Origin of the sequence: Acidovorax sp. NPDC077693 (assembly GCF_044542805.1) — a bacterium.
Lineage (GTDB): Bacteria > Pseudomonadota > Gammaproteobacteria > Burkholderiales > Burkholderiaceae_C > Acidovorax.
In genome coordinates, this window is sequence record NZ_JBITVD010000016.1 from 76,219 (window position 1) to 96,299 (window position 20,081).

The window sequence follows — 20,081 nt, forward strand, 5'->3', positions numbered from 1 at the left end:
CCGCAGGTTCTAAAAAAATAAGAACCTATTCGTTCCGATTTTATTGGGTAAACCCTAATATGCGAAACATCTCTTAACGAAAAGGTATTCCCGTGAACAAGCGCTCGCTGCTGCAAACCACTCTCGCCCTGGCCCTGGCCGCAGGTTTCTCCACCGGCGTGATGGCGCAAGACAAGCCCCTGAAGATCGGCGTCACGGGCGGCCCCCATGCCCAGATCTTCGAGCAGGTCAAGAAGATCGCCGAGAAGGACGGCCTGAAGATCCAGATCGTCGAGTTCAGCGACTACGTGCAGCCCAACGCCGCGCTGGCCGCTGGCGACCTGGACGCCAACAGCTACCAGCACAAGCCCTACCTGGATGCCCAGGTCAAGGACCGCGGCTACAAGCTGGTGCCCGTGGGCTACACGGTCAATTTCCCCATCGGCCTGTACTCCAAGAAGGTCAAGAAGCTCGAAGACCTGAAGGAAGGCGCCAAGTTCGGCATCCCCAACGACCCCACCAACGGCGGCCGCGTGCTGCTGGTGCTGCAGGACAAGGGCCTGATCAAGCTGCGTGACGGTGCGGACCTCAAGGCCACGCCGCTGGACGTGGTGAGCAACCCCAAGAAGCTCAAGTTCGTCGAACTCGACGCGGCCCAGCTTCCCCGCTCGCTCGATGACTTGGACGCTTCGGCCATCAACACCAACTTTGCGCTGTCCGCAGGCCTGAACCCCGGCAAGGACGCCATCGCGCAAGAGAACGCCAAGAGCCCCTACGTTAACCTGATCGCCGTGCGCGAAGCCGACAAGGACAAGCCCTGGGTGGCCAAGCTGGTGAAGGCCTACCAGTCGGAAGAAGTGAGGAAGTTCATCCAGACCGAGTTCAAGGGTTCGGTGCTGCCGGGTTTCTAAGCGGGCAACGGGCGGTCAACACACCGAAGAAGGGCGGCAGTTGCCGCCCTTTTCGTTGGGCGTCGCATTCGGCCCGGGCCAGCCTGCCGGGTGTCTGCAGCCCAGCCATGGTCGGTGCGCAAACAGCGGTTTGCGATGGAATCGCCGTGGAAAAACGAAGCCCGCTGACAAGGCCGCCATCAGAAATGGCCGCACACTGGCAACCTTTCAGACGGATAACCATGGCGACGACTTCACCTCGGTCCCCATCAGCGTTGGCATCCACCCCACGGCTTGCTTCAGGTATCGACATGGCGTCCGCCGATCGGGCGCTGGTACTACAGGGCGGTGGGGCGCTGGGCTCTTACCAGGCGGGCGTCTATGAAGTGCTGTTCGATAAATTCCCACACCTGGACTGGGTGGCCGGCGTGTCGATCGGGGCCATCAACGCCGCCTTGATCGCCGGCAATGCGCCGGAGCACCGCGTGGCGCGGCTGCGCGAGTTCTGGCAGCAGGTGTCTTCGGGCTTTGGCCAGCAGGTGCCCGGCATTGCGGGCGACCGCACGGCGCTCAACCAATGGAGCGCGGCCACGGCGGTGCTGTTCGGCATTCCGGGTTTCTTCAAGCCGCGCCTGGACCCGACCCTGTGGCTCGGAGGCGCGGCGCCGGTGGTCAGCTACTACGACACCGGCCCGCTCAAGCTGACGCTGGAGCGGCTGATCGACTTCGACCGGATCAACAATCACCGCAGCATGCGCCTGAGCGTGGGCGCTGTGAACGTGCGCACCGGCAATTCGGTCTACTTCGACAACACGATGCACAAGATCGGTGCCGAGCACATCATGGCCAGCGGCGCGCTGCCGCCGGGCTTTCCGGCGGTGCACATCGACGGCGAGGACTACTGGGACGGCGGCATCGTGTCGAACACGCCGCTGCAGTATGTGCTGGATGTCCATCCGCGCACCCGGCCGCTGGTGGTGCTGCAGGTCGACCTGTTCAGTGCGCGCGGCGCCATGCCCAAGACACTGTCGGAGGTGTCACAGCGGCAAAAGGACATCACGTATTCCAGCCGCACACGGATGAACACCGATGCGCTGTCGGCCAACGTGAACCTGCAGCAGGCGCTGGCCGACCTGATGGACAAACTGCCGCCGCACCTCCACGACGACCCCAGCGTGACGGCGTTGTGCGCGCAGATGACGCACAAACCCATCGACATCGTGCACCTCATCTACCGCAACAAGCCCTACGAGCTCGACTCGAAAGACTATGAGTTCTCGCGCACATCGGTGGCGGAGCATTGGGAGGCCGGCATGCGCGACATGCGCAACACGCTGTCGCACCCCGAATGGCTGCAAAGCGAGACCCAGTACGGCGTGACCACCTTCGATCTCGGCGAGCCCGGCGTGCAGCGCGTGCGCCGCCCCGCGCTGGACCTGCAGGGCAGTGCGCCACGCAAACCCAGGCGGCCGCTGTGAGGGGGCGGGCTTGCCGGGTCGCTTTAAGCGGGGCCTAAGTCTTGGCGCAAAGACTGGCAGTGCCTCCAGACGACGCAGAACGAACGAGTCCTCGGCAACGCGGATGGCCATGGCGATGGCGATGGCGCACGCGGGACTCGCTCAGTGCCCATTGAATTGACCTTCAACCGACAGCAAGGAATCCGCTCCATGAAGATCGACGACGTCAGGCAACGCGCTTTTGCCATGCCGCTGACCAGCCCGGCATTTCCGCCGGGCCCCTACCGCTTCATGCGACGGGAGTTCATGGTCATCACCTACCGCACCGACCTCGATGCCCTGCGTGCGGTGGTGCCCGAGCCGCTCGAGGTGGTCGAGCCGCTGGTCAAGTACGAGTTCATCCGCATGCCGGACTCCACCGGGTTCGGCGACTACACGGAATCCGGCCAGGTCATCCCCGTGCAACTGCGCTCCGCCGCGGGCGTGGAGCAGGGTGCCTACGTGCATTCGATGTACCTCAACGACCACCCGCCCATCGCTGGCGGGCGCGAGCTGTGGGGCTTTCCGAAAAAGCTGGCGTCGCCCGCATTCGCCTACGAGACCGACGTGGTGGTCGGCACGCTGGACTACGGCAAGGTGCGCGTGGCCAGCGCGACGATGGGGTTCAAGCACAAGGCGCTGGAGCCGGGCCCGGTTCTCGCGGGCATTGCCCAGCCCAACTTCCTGCTCAAGATCATTCCGCACGTGGACGGCACGGCCCGCATCTGCGAACTGGTGCGCTACCACATGGTCGACGTCACGCTGCACGGCGCCTGGACCGCACCAGCCTCGCTGGCGTTGCATCCGCATGCGCTGGCGCCCGTGGCCGACCTGCCGGTGCTGAACATCGAGTCCGCCGTGCATTTCATTGCAGACATGACATTGGCGCTGGGTACCGTCGAATACGACTATCTGGCGGCGAAGCAGTAGCTTCTTCATCCACCCGATTTTCCCTTTTCCCTTTTTTCCCCTCTCCCCAACCTCCACACAAGGAAACCTCATGCAGCTCAAAGACAAAGTCGCTTTCATCACCGGCTCGGCCAGCGGTATCGGCAAGGAGATCGCCATCGTCTTCGCGAAGGAGGGCGCCAAGATCGTCATTGCCGACCTGAACAAGGAAGCTGCGGATGCGACAGCGGCAGAACTCAAGGCCACGGGCGCACAGGCCATCGGCGTCGGCGTGGACGTGACGAGCGAAGACCAGGTGAATGCAGCGGTCGAAGAGGCGGCGACTGCGTTCGGCGGCATCGACATCCTGATCAGCAACGCTGGCATCCAGATCGTGCATCCCGTCGAGGAATTCACCTTCGCTGACTGGAAGAAAATGCTGGCGATCCACCTGGACGGTGCCTTCCTCACCACCAAGGCTTGCCTCCAGCACATGTATGCGCAGGGCCGCGGCGGCAGCGTGATCTACATGGGCTCCGTGCATTCGAAGGAGGCGTCGATGCTCAAGGCGCCCTACGTCACGGCCAAGCATGGCCTGATCGGCCTGTGCAAGACGGTGGCCAAGGAAGGCGCGAAACACGGCGTGCGCGCCAACGTGATCTGCCCCGGCTTCGTTCGCACGCCATTGGTGGAAAAGCAGATCCCCGAGCAGGCCAAGACCCTGGGCATCACCGAAGAGGAAGTCGTGAAGAACGTGATGCTCAAGGAGACCGTGGACGGCGAGTTCACCACCACCGATGACGTCGCGCAGGTCGCGCTGATGTTCGCGGGCTTCCCGACGAACGCGCTGACCGGGCAGTCGCTGGTGGTCAGCCACGGCTGGTTCATGCAGTGACACGCGGATCTGCGTGACGTCACAACCGACTGTTTGATCGAGGGCGTCCGACAGAACGCTCTGGCCAACGGCCTTGAGCGTCTGTGGTCAATGCGTTTGGGGCTGTCTGTCTGTGTCGCAAGCAAGCCGGTAAGCCGCAGCTGTGGCCAGTGCCTGCTTGCGTCTAGTAACCATCGGCGCGACCGGGCAACGCTCGCCCGGCGCGCGGTGTGCGTCAGGCGGCTTGTGTGGCGTGGGCCTGATTCGCCGCTGCGGCCGTGTGCGCCTGCACATCGCGGTCGGCGTTGACCAGGGCTGCAGCCTTGGCGTCAGGCCCCATGGCCACGCCTTCGGCACGCACAAAGCGCACGTCGGTGATGCCGAAGAAGCCGAACACCACCTTCAGATAGCTCTCCTGGTGTTCCATGGCCTGGCCACCTTCGCTGGTGGAGTACACGCCGCCGCGGCTCGATGCCACGATCACGGTCTTGCCGCCGGCCAGGCCCACAGGGCCCTTGTCGGTGTACTTGAAGGTGCGGCCGGCCTGGGCGAGGCGGTCGATCCAGGCCTTGAGCTGGCTGGGGATCGAAAAGTTGTACAGCGGCGCACCGATCACGACCACGTCAGCCGCCAGGAACTGGCTCACCAGCGCTTCGGACAGCGCGTTCTCCTGGCGCTCCACGTCGGTGGCAGCGGCCTGGCCGGTGCGAAAACCCATCGAATGGGCCGACAGGTGCGAAGGCGCCTGGGCTGCCAGGTCCAGATATTGCACGGTGGTGCCGGGGTGGGCAGCTTTCCAGGCGGCCACGGTGCGGGCGGTCAGCTCGCGGGAGACGGATTGTTCGCCGGTGATGGCCGAGTCGATGTGAAGCAGTTGCATGAGAGAACTCCTGGGAGTGTGTTGGATCGCCGTTGGGTGGGTGCCACGCTGTGTGGCCATGGAATGAATTGTGGGGATTCATCAAAATGTTGATAAGGTACTGAACTTGCGATAGATTGTTCTATCAGTGGAACGATGAACTTTATGCAAGACCTCAACGACATGCTGTATTTCGCTGAAGTGGTGGAGCGCGGGGGCTTTGCAGCCGCTGGCCGGGCCCTCGGCATTCCCAAGTCCCGGCTGTCGCGGCGCGTGTCGGACCTGGAAACCCACCTGGGCGTGCGCCTGCTGCAGCGCACCACCCGCAAGCTGTCGCTGACCGAAGTCGGCGAGGCCTACCTGCGCCATTGCCAGGCCATGCGCGAGTCGGCGCAGGCGGCGGCGGACACCGTGGCCCAGGTGCAGACAGCGCCGCGCGGCACCATCCGCGTGAGCTGTCCGGTGACCCTGGCGCAGACCGTGCTGGCCGAGCTGATGCCCAAGTTCCTGGCCACCTACCCGGAGGTGCGCGTGGAGATCATGGTGAGCAACCGCGCGGTGAATCTGGTGGAGGAGGGCGTCGACGTGGCGCTGCGGGTGCGTCCGTCGGTGGAGGACAGCGGCAGCATGGTGGTCAAGCGGCTGGACCACGCCACGCAGATCCTGGTGGCCAGCCCCGAGCAGCTCATCCGCCAGGGCACCCCTGAAACGCTGGAAGACCTGTCGCGCCTGGACAGCATCGCCATGTCGGCGCCCGACGGGCGCTCCACCTGGAACCTGATCGGCCCCGGCGGCGTGCACCAGGTGGTGCACCACGCGCCGCGCTATGTGGCCGATGACCTGCTCACCCTCAAGATCGCGGCCATGGCCGGCACCGGCATCTGCTGGATGCCGGACTACATGTGCTACGACGAGATCCGTGCCCGCCGCCTGGTGCGCGTGCTGCCCGACTGGGCACCGCTGCCCGCCATCGTGCATGCCGTCTTTCCGTCGCGCCGCGGCCTGTCGCCCGCGGTGCGCCGGTTTCTGGACTACCTGGGCGAGGCCATGCCGGGCCGCAGCAGTCAGGTCACACGGCAAGCAATGGACGGCGTGGACGGCTCCAACATCTGATGGGTGCGCACGTGGACCTGGAAAAGGCAAGGCTCGGCGCCGTGGACTGGGCGGGCATCTCGGTCCGCCAGGCGTGCGGTAGCGACGCCGCATCGCTCATCGCCATCATGGACGACGCCACGCTCTACAAGGTCGAGCGTGGAGACCTGGCCTGGGGGTCGCACGGCGACTCCGCCCGCCGCGTGGCACGCGCCATCGAGCGTGGTGAGATGCATGTGGTGAGCCACGCGGGGCAGGACATCGGCACGGCGTGCATCCAGTGGGACGATGCAACTTACTGGGGCCCCCAGCCGCCCGTGGCGGGATACCTGCACGGCCTGGCCATCCAGAGCGCCTGGCGCGGCGTTGGCATCGGCCACGGGATCATCGACTGGGCGCTGCGCCATGTGTCGGCGCAAGGCAGGGGCTGGCTGCGGCTCGATTGCTCCGCAGGCAACCCTGGCCTGTGCCGCTACTACGAGCGGTGTGGTTTCGTGCGGGTGGGCGAGCAGGTTTTTGCCAGCGGCCATGTGGCGGCGCTGTACCAGCGTGCGGCGGACCTTTCTGCAGCCGCGCCACGATAGGGCCACGCCCCCGGTCCAGCGCCTGCCTGACACCGAGGTTCGTGCCAGCGCCCAGTTTTGGCGCCACAATGCAACCAATTGAAACTGAGTGGGACGCCGCGCACAACCGTGCGCGCTGCCCGGTACGCGCCTTGACTTCAGCCCACCCCATCGACCAGCACATCCGGCAGGTGCGCATGCACCCGTCCGTGCGGGCCATCGTGATTCCTCCGTGCCCGGAGTCGCTCCTGCGGCTGCAGGCCATCATGGCCGAGCCGGAGATCGACGCCGATGCGCTCGATCAGCTGGCCTCTTCCGACGTGGCCATGGCAGCGGCGTTGATCCGCCTGGCCAACAGCCCGCTGCACGCGCTGGCGCAGCCGGTGCAAACCGTGGGCATGGCGCTCACGGTGCTGGGCTTGCACCCGTCGGTGGAGCTGCTGTCGGCCTTCATCACCCGCAACGCGCTGCTGGTGCGCTCGCCGCTGCTCGACCATTTCTGGGAGAGCTCGCAGCGCCGCGCCATCGCCTGCGAGCACATCGGCCGCCAGCTCTACAGCTTCGACCCCGGCCTGGGCTACAGCTTCGGGCTGTTCTGCCATGTGGGCATGCCGGTGCTGGTGAAGGCGGTGCGCGGCTACGGCTCCACCGTGACCGAAGCACTGGCCCGCAGGGACCGCACCTTCACCCAGACCGAAAACGCCAACCACCGCACCGACCACGCGGTGATGGGCGCGATCGTGGCCCGCACCTGGCATCTGCCCGGCGACGTGGCGCAGGCCATCTGGCTGCACCACGACTTTGCGTGCCTGGGCGACGAGCGCTTCAACCCCACGGTGCGCCATCTGGTGGCGCTGGGGATGCTGGCCGAGTACCTGGTCAACCACCACGACAACCTGCCGCCCACGCGGGAATGGCAGGATCACGGCCAGGCCTGCATGGACCACTTGGCGGTCCCGCCGGAAGAGCTGGACCACTGGATCGACGAGCTGCACCCAGCGTTTGAGGCCGTGCGGTTCTAGGAGCCAGTCAGGGCCCCGCGTCGATCAGGTCTGCGATGCGCACGTGGCCCAGGCGCCGTGCTTGCTGCGCGGCAGTCAGTCCTTCCTGGTCTGCCAGTGCGCGATTGGCACCCAGGGCCATGATCCGCTGAACGGTGTCCGCCTGACCGTTGGCAGCGGCCAGCATCAGCGCCGTTTTGCCCGTGTCGTCGCGGGCGTCGATGGGCGCGCCTTGCTGCACCAGTTGCTCCACGCGCTGGGTGCGGCCCTCACGCGCTGCCTGGCGCAACGCCTGCGCCAACGCGTCGCGGTGCTCGCCGGCGGCGCTGGGCTTGGCTGCTGCGGCACCGGCCGCAACGCCCGCGGTAGCCGCATTGTTGCTTTGCTGGCTACGGGCAGGAGGCGCTGCGGGGGCTGCCTGGGCGGCAGGCGCCGGTGCGGGCACGGACGCGTTTGCCGGCGCAGGTGCCTCGGCAGATCGCGCCACATCCCGGGCGGCAGGCATGCGTTGCGCGGTGGCCCGCTCGCGCAATGCTTCAGGCGCGGCGGACGGGTGGGGCGGACCTGCAGATGGCGACGGTGACGGTTGCGGCGACTGCGCAGGCGCTGGCGCAGGCGCGGTCTGCGGTGCCACAGCGCCATCGGTCACCAGCGGCGCGGGCGCGGGCAGCCGGGGTGCTGCTGCGTTGCTGCCTGGCTCTCGCCGGGCGGACTCGGCCTCGGTGGCCGCAGGGGCAGGGGCCGACTTGGCCTGCGGCCTCGGGGGTGTCTCTGCCGGGTCCACTCGTTCTTGGGCTGCGCGTTGGGCAGCACGTCTTTGCTGGTCCACAGCGCGGTCCTGCGTTGCCTGAGAGGGCGCTGCCGTGGGCGGTGGAGGCGCCGGGACAACGTTGGCATCCGCCGCCGCAGAAGGCGCGGTGGGTGGCGCGGTGGGTGGCGCGGTGGGTGGCGAGGTGGTTGGTGCTGCAGGTTCACGCGCCGGCAACTCCGCGGGGGGCGATGCCGCCACTTGGCGTTCCCCGAATGCCACTTCGCGTTCTTCGGGCGTTCCGCGCTGAAACTGCAGCAGCAGCAAACCGGTCAGGCCCATCACCGCCACCGTGGCCAGGGCCGACAGCTTCCAGTACGACTGGTTCGCGGCGGCGCGCCCCGGTGCGGCTGTGGTCGGCGACGGCGCTGCAGCGGCAGACGCCGAGCCTGAGGCCGCAGCAGCAGCCGCCAGCATCTGGGCATGCGCACGCACGGCATCGCGGACCTGCGCGCCGGGGCGGGCATCGTCCTGGGCGCTGGCTTGGCGGTACCGCTCGGTCAGCTCGTCGTGGTCCGGCGCGCTCATGCAAACTCCTGCAGATGCTGGCGAAGGCTGGCCCGCGCATAGCGCAGGCGGCTCTTGGCCGTTTCAAAATGGACACCGGTGGCTTGTGCAATCTCCTGCACGCTCAGGTCGCCTTCGGCCTGCAGCAAAAAGGCCTCGCGCTGCTCGAAGGGCAACTGCTCCACCGCAGCGATCAGGGCGGCGGCCTGCTCGCGGGACTGCAGCTGGCGCACGGGTCCGAAGCCGGAGTCGGCGGCCAGCGTGTCCGCCAGGCCGGGTCCGGCATCGTCGCTCGCATCCAGGCTGACATGCTGCCTGGCGGTGCGAATATGGTCCACCAGCCGGTTGTGCGCCAGGGTGAACAGCCAAGTGCGGAACCTGGCGGTGGCCTGGTAGCCGCCCGCACTGCGCGCCACGGCAAACCAGACATCCTGCAGCAGGTCGTCGGCCACCGCCTGGACCTTGACGCTGCGATAGACGAACCGCCACACCGCCAGCTCGTGCCGGCCGTACAGCGTGTCGAAGGCACCCATGTCTCCTGCGGCAAAACGCTGCATCAGCGTTTCGTCGGTATCGTCGGTGTTGTTGGAAGAGGGGGCGGTCGGCACCCGCGCATTATGCGAGGCGCCCATTCACCGCCGGCGCGTCGCGTGGCAGGCCGGCATGCGAAGGCTGCAGCCCGCGGGCCGTTCAATGCGGGTCGGGCACATACGACACGTTGTCCGACTGCGGGAATGCGCGGGGCGACGGCACGCGCGCTGGCTGCTCGCGGATCACGCCGCTGGCCACCAGGTTGGCGCGGCTGTCGTAGCGGATGCTGATCACCTCGTTGGGCTGGTCCTGCAGGCGCGTGAAGGTGGTGTGCGACACGACCGAGGTCTCGCGCTGGCCATGGGCGGTGCCGAGCCGGAGCGAGGGTGCCGGCATCGACTTGGCCACGCTGCTGTTGGCGGACCGCTGCTCCGACAGTGCGGATGTCCCCGCAGCGGAGGAGTCGGCCTCAGCGGTCGGGGCAGGCGCCGCCGCTGCAGGCGGCGGGGGCAGGGCACCGGCAGAGGGCATGCTGCGCTGCAGCTCGGCGCTGTCGCGTGCCTCGCGCCGCTGGCGGTAGGGCTCGGGCGTGATGGACGGCACGGCCACCGGCTGCTGCTCGCGGAACAGTGCCACCCCGATCACGCCCACGTTGGCTGGACGGCCGGTGCGGCCGGCATAGGAATTGGCGATGCTCGAAAATTCGAACGCTGCCACCTCGCTGCTGCTCTTGCGCCAGCCGGTGATCTGGTAGCGCTCGTACGGCGAGAACACGTACCCGCGCTGGTCCCAGGCCGCGGTCTCGCCGCTGAGCACGTTGACACCGTCCACCGACGGCACGGCCAGCAAGCGCTCCCCGCTGCGGTTGTGCACCGTGACGGCATAGCGCGCCCCCGGGCGGCCCGCCACCCAGTACTCGCCCTTGGCGTAATGCACCGGCAGCGTGGCCCCGGTGTCGCGGTCCACGATGGTGATGTCGGCCAGGCGGCCGACGGCATGTGCCGGCGCGCTGGCCAGCGTCAGCACGGCAGTCAGGGCCGCAAGTGCGGCGTGGGTGATTACGGGGAGGGGGAATGCACCGGTTGTCATGGCAGCTCCATCAAAGGGGTTGTTGGTGCTGGGTGAAACGAACGGGGCGGGCGAATGGGGTTAAGCGGCGCTGAAAAATTTGAAAATTTTTTCCAAAGTTCAGGATGCAGGGCCTGCTTGTGCCTGTGCGTGTGCCTGGGCGGCGAGGCCATGGCGCCGCCGCAGCCGGTCATTGCGCCCGTTAGCATGGGGTGCATGCTGTCTGCCAAACCCTACCTTCAGAGCGCCTGCATCCGCCCGGATGCCGCCATCGACTACGACACCTACCCCTACAACATCCCCGCCATCCGCGAGTTGGGCCGGCTGGAGTTTCACCCGGACGTGACGTTCTTCGTGGGTGAAAACGGCTCGGGAAAGTCGACGCTGCTGGAGGGCATTGCCCTGGCCCTCGGTTACAGCCCCGAAGGCGGCACCCGCAACTTTCAGCTGGCCACCGCGGGGTCCGAGTCGTCCCTGCATGAGGTGCTGCGGCTGGCGCGCAGCTACCGCGCACCGAAGGATGGCTACTTTCTGCGGGCCGAGAGCTTCTTTAATGTCGCCACCTACATGGACGAGGTGGGTTACCTGGACTCCTATGGCGGCAAGTCGCTGCATGCCCGCTCGCACGGCGAAGCCTTCATGGCGCTGCTCACCCACAAATTCCAGGGCAAGGGCCTGTACCTGCTGGACGAACCCGAGTCCGCGCTGTCGCCCAATCGGCAGCTGGCCGCGCTGGCGGCCATCCACCAGTTGGTCGAGGACAAGTCGCAGTTCATCATCGCCACGCACTCGCCCATCCTGCTGTCTTACCCGAACGCCAAGATCATCCAGTTCGACGGCGGCGGCTTGTCCGAAGTCGCATTCGAGGACACCGAGCACTACGTGGTGACGCACGACTTCCTGAACAACTATCCGGACCGCCTCCAACGCCTGCTCGCAGGGTGACAGGCTTTTGGCGGGCCCGCTTTATAGACCTTTTGGCGATTAAGTAAGAGCTATATATTCGTTTGGGTTTTAAAGATCGACTCGCAGAATGCTCCATCAGACATTGAAGGAGCACATCCCATGGCCACCCTGCGACTCGGCGATACCGCCCCCGACTTCACCCAGGAATCCACTGCCGGCACCATCCGCTTTCACGAATGGGCGGGTGATTCGTGGGTCGTGCTGTTTTCGCACCCCGCCGACTTCACGCCCGTCTGCACCACCGAGCTGGGCAAGACGGCCGCGCTGGGCAGCGAGTTCGCCAAGCGCCGCGTTTTGCCCATCGCCGTGAGCGTGGACCCCGTCGATTCGCACAACCGCTGGGTGGGCGACATCAACGAGACGCAGAACACCACCGTCAACTTCCCCATCCTGGCCGATGCGGACAAGAAGGTGGCAGACCTCTACGACATGATCCACCCCAACGCATCGACCACGGTCACGGTGCGCAGCGTGTTCATCATCGACCCCAAGAAGGTCATCCGCACGACCTTCACCTACCCCGCCAGCACGGGCCGCAATTTCGACGAGATCCTGCGCGTCATCGACTCGCTGCAGCTGACCGACAGCCACAAGGTGGCCACGCCCGCCAACTGGAAGGACGGCGACGACGTGATCATCGTGCCCAGCCTGCAGGACCCGGCCGAGCTCGCGCAGCGCTTCCCTAAGGGCTTCAAGGCCGTGCGCCCCTACCTCCGCATCACGCCGCAGCCCAACAAGTAAGCGGCAGAAGACAAAAACCACAACCACAGGGCAGGGCCGCGGCGCAACGCTGCGGCAGGCCCTCTGATCTTCGTGACCACCACCTCCATCATCATCGTTCCCGGCTGGCGCGACTCGGGCCCCGGCCACTGGCAGAGCCTGTGGGCCGAGCGCCTGCCGCATGCCAGTCGCGTGGTGCAGGACGACTGGATCGCGCCTACCCGCGCGGCCTGGGTGGGCCAACTGGAAAAAACCGTGCTCGCCGCGCCCCACCCGGTGGTGATCGTGGCGCACAGCCTGGGCTGCATTGCCACCAGCCACATCAGCCCGGAGGTGGCAGCCCGCGTGTGCGGCGCACTGCTCGTGGCCCCGGCGGACCCGGAGCGCCGCGCGGTGCTCAGCGACTTTGCGCCGGTGCCGTATGCGGCACTGCCGTACCGCAGCATCGTGGTGGCGAGCAGCAACGACCCGTACTGCCCCATCCGCCTGGCGGGCGCCTATGCGCGGGCCTGGGGCAGCGAATTCGTGCGCATGCAGAACGCGGGGCACATCAACATCGAATCCGGCCATGGCGAATGGCCTTTGGGCTGGGCGCTGCTCCAGTCGCTGGAGGGCGAACCCGCGCTCCGGGCCCAGGCCGCCCAGCCGGCCCCGCAGCACGCGCAGGCGTCTTCGGCCGCGCCGTAGACTGATAGCTATCAATTTTGTAGCTGCTGGCGCTTGTCCCGCAAGCGCTAGAGGGGCTTTGGGCTGCGAGCGCAGTCCTGGCGCCCGCCATGCACCAGCAGCGGCTTTCGTCCGCCCACCGGCCATAGAAAATCTATATGCCAATAGCTGATTATTTAACAAGAATATATTCTTTTGAGTTTTAAGTGCTTGCTCCGCACAATGGAGCATCTCCAGTACCAGCACCTTCGGGCGAAGCGACCATGACCTCTTTAAAACTCAAGACTCTCCTGGCCTCCCTGGCCCTGGCCGCCAGCGGCATGGCCGCCGCGCAGAACTCGCTGCTCAATGTCTCGTACGACGTGGCGCGCGAGTTCTACAAGGACTACAACGCCGCCTTCACCGCCCACTACAAGAAGACGACCGGCCAGGACATCAAGATCGACCAGTCGCACGCCGGCTCCAGCGCCCAGGCGCGCGCCGTGAACGACGGCCTGGCGGCTGACGTGGTCACCATGAACACGACCACCGACGTGCAGTTCCTGGCCGACAACGGCGTGGTGGCCAAGGACTGGACCAAGAAATTCCCGCACGACGCATCGCCCACCACCTCGACCATGCTGTTCCTGGTGCGCAACGGCAACCCCAAGGGCATCAAGGATTGGGAAGACCTCATCAAGCCCGGCGTGCAGGTGATCGTGGTGAACCCCAAGACCGGCGGCAACGGCCGCTACGCCTACCTGGCTGCCTGGGGCGCCATCCGCGAAAAGGGCGGCACCGAAGCGCAGGCGGCCGAGTTCGTCGGTAAGCTCTACAAGAACGTGCCCGTGCTGGCCAAGGGCGGGCGCGATGCGACCGCCACCTTCCTGCAGCGCAACCAGGGCGACGTGCTGATCACGTTCGAGTCCGAAGTGGTCTCCATCGACCGCGAGTTCGGTGCCGGCAAGGTCGATGCGATCTACCCGTCGGTCAGTGTGGTGGCCGAGAACCCCGTGGCCGTGGTGGAGCGCACCGTGGCCAAGAAGGGTACAGCCCAGCTGGCCAAGGCGTACCTGGACTACCTGTACTCTGACGAAGCCCAGGAAATCGCCGCCAAGCACGCCATCCGCCCGCGTTCGGAAGCGGTGCTCAAGAAGTACGCCGACACCTTCAAGCCGCTCAAGCAGTTCACAGTGGCCAAGTACTTCGGCTCGCTGACCGAAGCGCAGAAGGTGCACTTCAACGACGGCGGCCAGTTCGACAAGATCTACACGCCCGGCGCCAAGTAAGCCCGCGCGTTTCGTCTCTACCTCCGCACTTATGACCACCGCAACTGCAGTGGCCGCAGCCCCGGCCGGACGGCGCGCGCCCAAACGCGTGCTGCCCGGCTTTGGGCTGACCCTGGGCTACACGCTTTTCTATCTGAGCATCATCGTGCTGATCCCGCTGTCGGCACTGATCTTCAAGACCTTCACCCTGACCTGGGAGCAATTCTGGGCTGCCATCAGCGCGCCGCGCGTGATGGCGTCATACCGCCTCACCTTCGGCGCCTCGTTCCTGGCGGCGCTGGTCAACCTGGTGTTCGGCCTGCTGATCGCCTGGGTGCTGGTGCGCTACAAGTTTCCCGGCAAGAAGATCGTCGATGCGCTGGTGGACCTGCCGTTCGCGTTGCCCACCGCCGTGGCCGGCATCTCGCTGACCGCCTTGCTGGCCGGCAATGGCTGGGTCGGCAGCATCCTGGAGCCCATGGGCATCCAGCTGGCGTTCAAGCCTGCGGGCATCGTGATCGCGCTGATCTTCATCGGCCTGCCGTTCGTGGTGCGCACCGTGCAGCCGGTGCTGGAAGACGCTGAAAAAGAGCTGGAAGAAGCCGCCACCTGCCTCGGGGCCACGCGCCTTCAAACCTTCACCAAGGTCATCCTGCCCTCCATCACCCCCGCGCTGCTCACCGGCTTTGCCATGGCGTTCGCTCGGGCGGTGGGGGAGTACGGCTCGGTGATCTTCATCGCCGGCAACATGCCCATGGTGTCTGAAATCACGCCGCTCATCATCATCGGCAAGCTCGAGCAGTACGACTACGCCGGCGCCACCGCCGTGGCCGTGGTCATGCTGGTGATTTCGTTCATCCTGCTGTTGGTCATCAACGCACTACAGGCATGGCAGCGACGCCACGCAGGGGCTCCAGCATGAGCGGCAACAACTCCCGGACCATCCGCCGCGCACAGGCCGGTACGACCGAAGCGCCCTGGGTCCGCTACACGCTGATCACCATCGCGCTGGCCTTCATGCTGCTGTTCCTGGTGCTGCCGCTGGCCGCCGTGTTCGCAGAGGCTTTGCGCAAGGGCTTCGGGGCCTACCTCGAAGGCCTGCGCGAGCCCGACGCCTGGGCGGCCATCAAGCTCACGCTGATCACCGCCGCCATCGCGGTGCCGCTGAACCTGGTGTTCGGCGTCGCGGCCGCCTGGTGCATCGCCAAGTACGAGTTCAGGGGCAAGGCGTTCCTGACCACGCTGGTGGACCTGCCGTTTTCCGTCTCTCCCGTAGTGGCGGGCCTGATCTACGTGCTGATGTTCGGTGCGCAGGGCTGGTTCGGCCCCTGGCTGCAGGCGCATGACATCAAGATCATCTTCGCCGTGCCGGGCATCGTGCTGGCCACGGTGTTCGTGACCTTCCCGTTCATCGCGCGCGAACTGATCCCGCTGATGCAGGCCCAGGGCAACGACGAGGAGCAGGCCGCCATCGTGCTGGGCGCCACCGGCTGGCAGACCTTCTGGTACGTGACGCTGCCCAACATCAAGTGGGGCCTGCTGTATGGCGTGATCTTGTGCAATGCGCGGGCCATGGGCGAGTTCGGCGCGGTGTCCGTCGTGTCGGGCCACATCCGTGGGCAGACCAACACCATTCCGCTGCACGTCGAAATTCTCTACAACGAGTACCAGTCCGTGGCCGCGTTCGCTGCTGCATCGCTGCTGGCCTTGCTGGCCCTGGTCACGCTGGTCATCAAGACCATTGCCGAACACCGCAACGAGCAGGCGCAGAAGGCGGCTGCCGAATTGCCCCCCGAGCGGCCCACACCTGCACCCGCCGCCCGCTGAAGGAACAAGACCATGAGCATTGAAATCCGTAACGTCAGCAAGCAGTTCGGCGACTTCCACGCGCTGCGCGACGTGAGCCTGGACATCGCCTCCGGCGAACTCATCGCGCTGCTCGGCCCCTCGGGCTGCGGCAAGACCACGCTGTTGCGCATCATCGCGGGCCTGGAGACGGCCGATGTCGGCACCATCCACTTCAGCGGCGAAGACACCACCGACGTGCACGTGCGCGAGCGCAACGTGGGCTTTGTGTTCCAGCACTACGCGCTGTTCCGCCACATGACCGTGTTCGAGAACGTGGCCTTCGGCCTGCGCGTGAAGCCCCGCGGCGAGCGCCCGAGCGAGGCGCAGATCAAGCAGAAGGTGACCGACCTGCTCAAGCTCGTGCAGCTCGACTGGCTGGCCGACCGCTACCCCTCGCAGCTGTCCGGCGGCCAGCGCCAGCGCATCGCGCTGGCCCGCGCGCTGGCGGTGGAGCCCAAGGTGCTGCTGCTCGACGAGCCCTTCGGCGCCTTGGACGCCAAGGTGCGCAAGGAACTGCGCCGCTGGCTGCGCCGCTTGCACGACGAGCTGCACGTGACCAGCATCTTCGTCACGCACGACCAGGAAGAGGCCCTGGAGGTGGCCGACCGCGTGGTCGTGATCAACCAGGGCCGCATCGAGCAAAGCGGCTCGCCCCAGCAGGTGTGGGACCAGCCCGCGAGCCCCTTCGTCTACGGCTTCCTGGGCGACGTGAACCTGTTCCATGGCCGCGCCCACGAAGGGCTGGTGCACCTGGACGGCATGCAGATCGACTCGCCCGAACACCAGACCGCGCAGAACGCCAAGGCCTTTGCCTATGTGCGCCCGCACGACTTGGATGTGCAGCGCTACTCGCCCGGCGCAGGGCTCGACGCTGAAGGCCGCCCGCGCGGCATCGTGGCGCAACTGAGCCGCGCCATCGTGGTGGGCCCCATCGCGCGGCTGGAACTTATTCCATCCGACGATCACAAACCAGCGGACAATGCGTCCCCGGACCACTTGATCGAAGCGCAGATCCCTGCGCAGCAGTTCAAGGAGATGGGTTTCAAAGAGGGTGAAACGCTGGTGGTGACACCGCGCCGCGCCCGGGTTTTTCTGGACCACGCCGCGGGGATCTGATTCCCCCCTGAGTCGCCTTCGGCGCCATCCCCCTGTGGGGGACGCACCCGGTGGACTGGCGGAGCCAGATCCACGGGTGCACTGGCGCGGACCGTGCCCGTTTCACCGGCGGCACCGTTTGCAACGGCTTATTGGATGAGGGATAAAAAATGAATTGGTTGACCGCGAACCCGCGCCGTGTGCTGGCACTGATCAGCGCTGCCTGCGTGGCCATGCTGGCTTTTGGCATGTACCTGCAGCATGTGGTGGGCCTGGAGCCTTGTCCCATGTGCATCGTTCAGCGCTACGCACTGATCGGCGTGGCCATCTTCACCGGCCTGGCCGCCGCGCGCGACTCGCGCGGCTGGTGGATGTCGATGGCGGGCATCGCCGTCATCGCCTCCGGCTTCGGTGCCTTTGTGGCAGCCCGCCAGAGCTGGCTGCAGTGGTACCCGCCCGAAGTCGCCACCTGCGGCCGCGACTTCTACGGCATGATCGAAAACTACCCCATCAGCCGCGCCATCCCCATGATCTTCCGCGGCTCGGGCGACTGCGCCGCGATCGACTGGACCTTCCTGGGCGGCTCGATTGCCAACTGGTCGTTCGTCTGCTTCGTGGGTTTTGCCGTGGTGCTGCTGGCGTTGCTGGCGCGCGGCCTTCAGGGCGGTCGCCGCGGCGGGTCCGCCTACTCGACGGTGTGATGCCGTTGCGGTTGCACTAGGTTTCGTAAAAAAGGGCGCTCCTCGGAGCGCCTTTTGCATGGGCCTGGCCTTTGCGCCTAGTTCAAGGGCTTTTCTTCGGTGGGCACAGGGGCCGCCTCATCCGGCACTTTGGGAGTGTCGGACGCGTGATGTTCCATGGGCGTCTTCTTGCCGGGCTGCGGCGTCTTGTCGGCGCCGGGAGCGATCTCCTCGTTGTTGTGCTTCTTGGCTTGCTGGACTTTCTTGTCGTGGGCAATGTTGCGAGGGTCGGTCATCAAGGTGCTTTCTGTGGTGAAGCACCATCCTTGTGCCGCAACACAACGCCAGGGGTAGGACAACCGGACGTTGGCGTGCAGTGCCGCGATAGCGCGGTTGAGAGGCGGTTCGGGCAACAGTACTGCGATTGACCGGAGGGCCTGGAGATACTGGAGCACCCTGCGTTGTGATCGACTTGCGCGCGCTCGCTGTGCCGTCGTCCGGCGCTAGGGCACAGGCTCTGCCGGAAACACCACCCCCAGCGTCCCGTCCACCCACGCCGGCAGCTTGTCCATCACGCGGGCCAGCAGCGGCGCCGCCTGCCAGTGCGCCAGCCAGGCCCGCAGATGGGGCCAGGGCTGGGCGTCCCACCACGGCGCATCGATGGCCGCGAACTGGCGCACGAACGGGCCGATGGCCATGTCGGCCAGCGCCGCATGGGTGCCGAACAGGTGGGGCCGGGTGGACAGGCGCGCGTCCAGCAGGCCCAGCCAAGCGGTGGCTTTGGCACGCTCGGTGTCGATGTCGGTGTCCGGGTAGCGGCTGGGGTACTTGCACCGGTCCAGCGCGTGTTTGAACGGGCCGTCGCATTCGGCAATCAGCGCCAGCATGTCTTGCAGATTGCCATCGCTGGGCGCTAGCCAGGCGCTGGGGTCGCGCCGCTGCAGGGCCCACAGCATGATGTCCAGGCTCTGGTCCAGCACCTGCCCGTCCGCCAGCACCAGCACGGGCACGGTCGCTTTGGGCGAGGCCTGCAGCAGGCCCTGGGGCTTGCTGCGCAATACCACCTCGCGCAATTCGCAGACCTGGCCGCTGACGGCCAGCGCCAGCCGCGCGCGCATGGCATACGGGCAGCGGCGAAAGGAGTAGAGAACGGGAAGGGCGCTCACGGGGGGCTGTCCTCGCCCGCCACCACCCCACCTGTCACTTCGCGAGTCGGCTCGTCCGCGACGAGGCGCCGCGCCGGGTTGCCCGGCTGGCGTGCGCCCAGGTGGGCTTCGCCGCGTTGGTCCGCCAGGTCCATCTGGCGCTGGCGCTCGGCCAGCGCGCGTTCCTGCTCTGGCGTGCGGGTGCCGTGGCAATAGGGGCAACTCACGCCGCGCACATAGTGCGGGGACTGCAATTCGGCCTCGCCCAGCGGCATGCGGCAGGACCGGCACAACTGATGGTGGCCGCGCACCAGGCCGTGGCCCACCGACACGCGCTCGTCGAACACGAAGCAGTCGCCCTGCCAGCGGCTGGCGTCCTCGGGCACGGTTTCCAGGTATTTGAGGATGCCGCCTTCGAGGTGGAAGACCTCCTCGAACCCCTGCGACTTGAGCAGCGCGGTGGACTTCTCGCAGCGGATGCCGCCGGTGCAGAACATGGCCACGCGGGGCTTGCCGGCCAGCACGCCGCCCGGTTGCGACTGCGCGGCCACCCAGGCCGGAAACTCCGCAAAGCTGCTGGTGTGCGGGTTGACGGCGCCCTGGAAGGTGCCGATGCCCACTTCGTAGTCGTTGCGCGTGTCGACCACCACCACGCCGGGGTCGTCGATGAGCGCGTTCCAGTCCTCGGGCTTCACATAGGTGCCCGCGTTGCGCGCCGGGTTCAGCCCCGGCACGCCCAGGGTGACGATCTCGCGCTTGAGCCGCACGCGCATGCGGTAGAACGGCAGGCGCTCCGCATGCGCCTCCTTGTGCTGCAGGGCGGCGAACCGCGGGTCGCTGCGCAGCCAGGCCAGCACGGCGTACACGCCCTGCGGTTCGCCCGCGATGGTGCCGTTGATGCCCTCGGGCGCTAGCAGCAGCATGCCGCGCACGCCGTGTGTGTCGCACAGGGACTGCAAGGGCTCGCGCAGGTCTGCAAAGTCCGGCAGGTCGACGAACTGGTAGAGGGCGGCGGTGAGAAAGCGGGGTGTGACCGAGTCCACAAAAATAGCGGGAGGGATGAGAAAAGGGAGGGGCAGGGGGCTGATGATAGCGGTCACTTTTCGTTACGATGTGCGTTGGGGCGCGCACGGCACGCTCTCACCACCGCGGGGCGCA

At 66.5% G+C, this 20,081-nt stretch carries 22 protein-coding genes; 15 read left to right on the forward strand and 7 right to left on the reverse strand.

From position 1 onward, the window contains the following. Positions 1 to 92: 92 nt before the first annotated feature. The 4 genes from ACIGHN_RS21375 (at position 93) to ACIGHN_RS21390 (ending at position 4,148) form a co-directional block, all read left to right on the forward strand. Positions 93 to 890 (forward strand): MetQ/NlpA family ABC transporter substrate-binding protein, encoded by a 798-nt coding sequence (locus tag ACIGHN_RS21375; protein WP_056412594.1) that lies wholly within the window; start codon positions 93 to 95, stop codon positions 888 to 890. A 221-nt stretch (positions 891 to 1,111) separates the two neighbouring features. Beyond that, positions 1,112 to 2,347, forward strand: a complete 1,236-nt coding sequence (locus ACIGHN_RS21380; RefSeq protein WP_396505912.1) for a patatin-like phospholipase family protein — start codon at positions 1,112 to 1,114, stop codon at positions 2,345 to 2,347. 189 nt (positions 2,348 to 2,536) lie between these two features. Next, positions 2,537 to 3,295: an acetoacetate decarboxylase gene (locus ACIGHN_RS21385; RefSeq protein ID WP_396505914.1), complete on the forward strand. Its 759-nt coding sequence runs from the start codon at positions 2,537 to 2,539 to the stop codon at positions 3,293 to 3,295. Between the two features lie 70 nt (positions 3,296 to 3,365). After that, positions 3,366 to 4,148 carry a 3-hydroxybutyrate dehydrogenase gene (locus ACIGHN_RS21390; RefSeq protein ID WP_396505916.1) on the forward strand — a complete coding sequence of 261 codons (783 nt, stop codon included), beginning with the start codon at positions 3,366 to 3,368 and terminating at the stop codon, positions 4,146 to 4,148. Between the two features lie 214 nt (positions 4,149 to 4,362). Here the strand turns inward: ACIGHN_RS21390 and ACIGHN_RS21395 are convergent, their stop codons facing one another. Next, positions 4,363 to 5,007, reverse strand: a complete 645-nt coding sequence (locus tag ACIGHN_RS21395; protein ID WP_396505918.1) for an FMN-dependent NADH-azoreductase — start codon at positions 5,005 to 5,007, stop codon at positions 4,363 to 4,365. A 144-nt stretch (positions 5,008 to 5,151) separates the two neighbouring features. Between ACIGHN_RS21395 and ACIGHN_RS21400 the strand changes: the two genes are divergently transcribed. The 3 genes from ACIGHN_RS21400 to ACIGHN_RS21410 all read left to right on the forward strand — a co-directional run bounded on the left by ACIGHN_RS21400 (position 5,152) and on the right by ACIGHN_RS21410 (position 7,663). Continuing rightward, entirely contained in the window at positions 5,152 to 6,099 is a 948-nt protein-coding gene (locus tag ACIGHN_RS21400) for a LysR family transcriptional regulator (RefSeq protein WP_056412580.1), read from the forward strand. Continuing rightward, positions 6,099 to 6,662, forward strand: coding sequence for a GNAT family N-acetyltransferase (locus tag ACIGHN_RS21405; RefSeq protein ID WP_396505919.1), 564 nt, complete (start codon positions 6,099 to 6,101; stop codon positions 6,660 to 6,662). The genes ACIGHN_RS21400 and ACIGHN_RS21405 overlap by 1 nt, the downstream gene beginning before the upstream one ends. A gap of 131 nt (positions 6,663 to 6,793) precedes the next feature. Then, on the forward strand, positions 6,794 to 7,663 hold the full coding sequence (locus ACIGHN_RS21410) for an HDOD domain-containing protein (protein WP_056412575.1): 870 nt from the start codon (positions 6,794 to 6,796) through the stop codon (positions 7,661 to 7,663). A gap of 7 nt (positions 7,664 to 7,670) precedes the next feature. On the opposite strand, the gene ACIGHN_RS21415 is transcribed toward ACIGHN_RS21410, so the two are convergent. The 3 genes from ACIGHN_RS21415 to ACIGHN_RS21425 form a co-directional block, all read right to left on the reverse strand. Then, positions 7,671 to 8,978, reverse strand: a complete 1,308-nt coding sequence (locus ACIGHN_RS21415; protein WP_396505920.1) for an ankyrin repeat domain-containing protein — start codon at positions 8,976 to 8,978, stop codon at positions 7,671 to 7,673. Then, positions 8,975 to 9,514, reverse strand: a complete 540-nt coding sequence (locus ACIGHN_RS21420; protein ID WP_396505993.1) for a sigma-70 family RNA polymerase sigma factor — start codon at positions 9,512 to 9,514, stop codon at positions 8,975 to 8,977. Before ACIGHN_RS21420 ends, ACIGHN_RS21415 begins: the two co-directional genes overlap by 4 nt. 133 nt (positions 9,515 to 9,647) lie before the next feature. Then, positions 9,648 to 10,577 (reverse strand): hypothetical protein, encoded by a 930-nt coding sequence (locus tag ACIGHN_RS21425; protein WP_396505922.1) that lies wholly within the window; start codon positions 10,575 to 10,577, stop codon positions 9,648 to 9,650. Positions 10,578 to 10,772: 195 nt separating this feature from the next. Between ACIGHN_RS21425 and ACIGHN_RS21430 the strand changes: the two genes are divergently transcribed. The 8 genes from ACIGHN_RS21430 (at position 10,773) to ACIGHN_RS21465 (ending at position 17,799) form a co-directional block, all read left to right on the forward strand. After that, on the forward strand, positions 10,773 to 11,501 hold the full coding sequence (locus ACIGHN_RS21430; protein WP_396505924.1) for an AAA family ATPase: 729 nt from the start codon (positions 10,773 to 10,775) through the stop codon (positions 11,499 to 11,501). A gap of 120 nt (positions 11,502 to 11,621) precedes the next feature. Continuing rightward, positions 11,622 to 12,263: a peroxiredoxin gene (locus tag ACIGHN_RS21435; protein ID WP_396505926.1), complete on the forward strand. Its 642-nt coding sequence runs from the start codon at positions 11,622 to 11,624 to the stop codon at positions 12,261 to 12,263. Between the two features lie 72 nt (positions 12,264 to 12,335). Continuing rightward, positions 12,336 to 12,929 (forward strand): RBBP9/YdeN family alpha/beta hydrolase, encoded by a 594-nt coding sequence (locus ACIGHN_RS21440; protein WP_396505927.1) that lies wholly within the window; start codon positions 12,336 to 12,338, stop codon positions 12,927 to 12,929. A 242-nt stretch (positions 12,930 to 13,171) separates the two neighbouring features. Next, a complete protein-coding gene (locus tag ACIGHN_RS21445; protein WP_056412555.1) occupies positions 13,172 to 14,176 on the forward strand; it encodes a sulfate ABC transporter substrate-binding protein in 1,005 nt (334 codons plus the stop codon). A gap of 31 nt (positions 14,177 to 14,207) precedes the next feature. Beyond that, the gene (gene cysT, locus ACIGHN_RS21450) at positions 14,208 to 15,077 is read left to right on the forward strand and encodes a sulfate ABC transporter permease subunit CysT (RefSeq protein WP_056168448.1); all 870 of its coding nucleotides are present in this window, start codon (positions 14,208 to 14,210) and stop codon (positions 15,075 to 15,077) included. Next, entirely contained in the window at positions 15,074 to 15,982 is a 909-nt protein-coding gene (cysW, locus tag ACIGHN_RS21455; RefSeq protein WP_056412549.1) for a sulfate ABC transporter permease subunit CysW, read from the forward strand. Before cysT ends, cysW begins: the two co-directional genes overlap by 4 nt. 12 nt (positions 15,983 to 15,994) lie before the next feature. After that, positions 15,995 to 17,119 (forward strand): sulfate/molybdate ABC transporter ATP-binding protein, encoded by a 1,125-nt coding sequence (locus ACIGHN_RS21460; protein ID WP_056412545.1) that lies wholly within the window; start codon positions 15,995 to 15,997, stop codon positions 17,117 to 17,119. Between the two features lie 149 nt (positions 17,120 to 17,268). Beyond that, the gene (locus ACIGHN_RS21465; protein ID WP_396505929.1) at positions 17,269 to 17,799 is read left to right on the forward strand and encodes a disulfide bond formation protein B; all 531 of its coding nucleotides are present in this window, start codon (positions 17,269 to 17,271) and stop codon (positions 17,797 to 17,799) included. 77 nt (positions 17,800 to 17,876) lie between these two features. On the opposite strand, the gene ACIGHN_RS21470 is transcribed toward ACIGHN_RS21465, so the two are convergent. The 3 genes from ACIGHN_RS21470 to ACIGHN_RS21480 all read right to left on the reverse strand — a co-directional run bounded on the left by ACIGHN_RS21470 (position 17,877) and on the right by ACIGHN_RS21480 (position 19,966). After that, positions 17,877 to 18,074: a hypothetical protein gene (locus ACIGHN_RS21470; protein WP_056168460.1), complete on the reverse strand. Its 198-nt coding sequence runs from the start codon at positions 18,072 to 18,074 to the stop codon at positions 17,877 to 17,879. Positions 18,075 to 18,281: 207 nt separating this feature from the next. Further along, positions 18,282 to 18,944 (reverse strand): glutathione S-transferase, encoded by a 663-nt coding sequence (locus ACIGHN_RS21475; protein ID WP_396505931.1) that lies wholly within the window; start codon positions 18,942 to 18,944, stop codon positions 18,282 to 18,284. Next, a complete protein-coding gene (locus ACIGHN_RS21480) occupies positions 18,941 to 19,966 on the reverse strand; it encodes a rhodanese-related sulfurtransferase (protein WP_396505994.1) in 1,026 nt (341 codons plus the stop codon). Before ACIGHN_RS21480 ends, ACIGHN_RS21475 begins: the two co-directional genes overlap by 4 nt. Between the last annotated feature and the right edge of the window lie 115 nt (positions 19,967 to 20,081).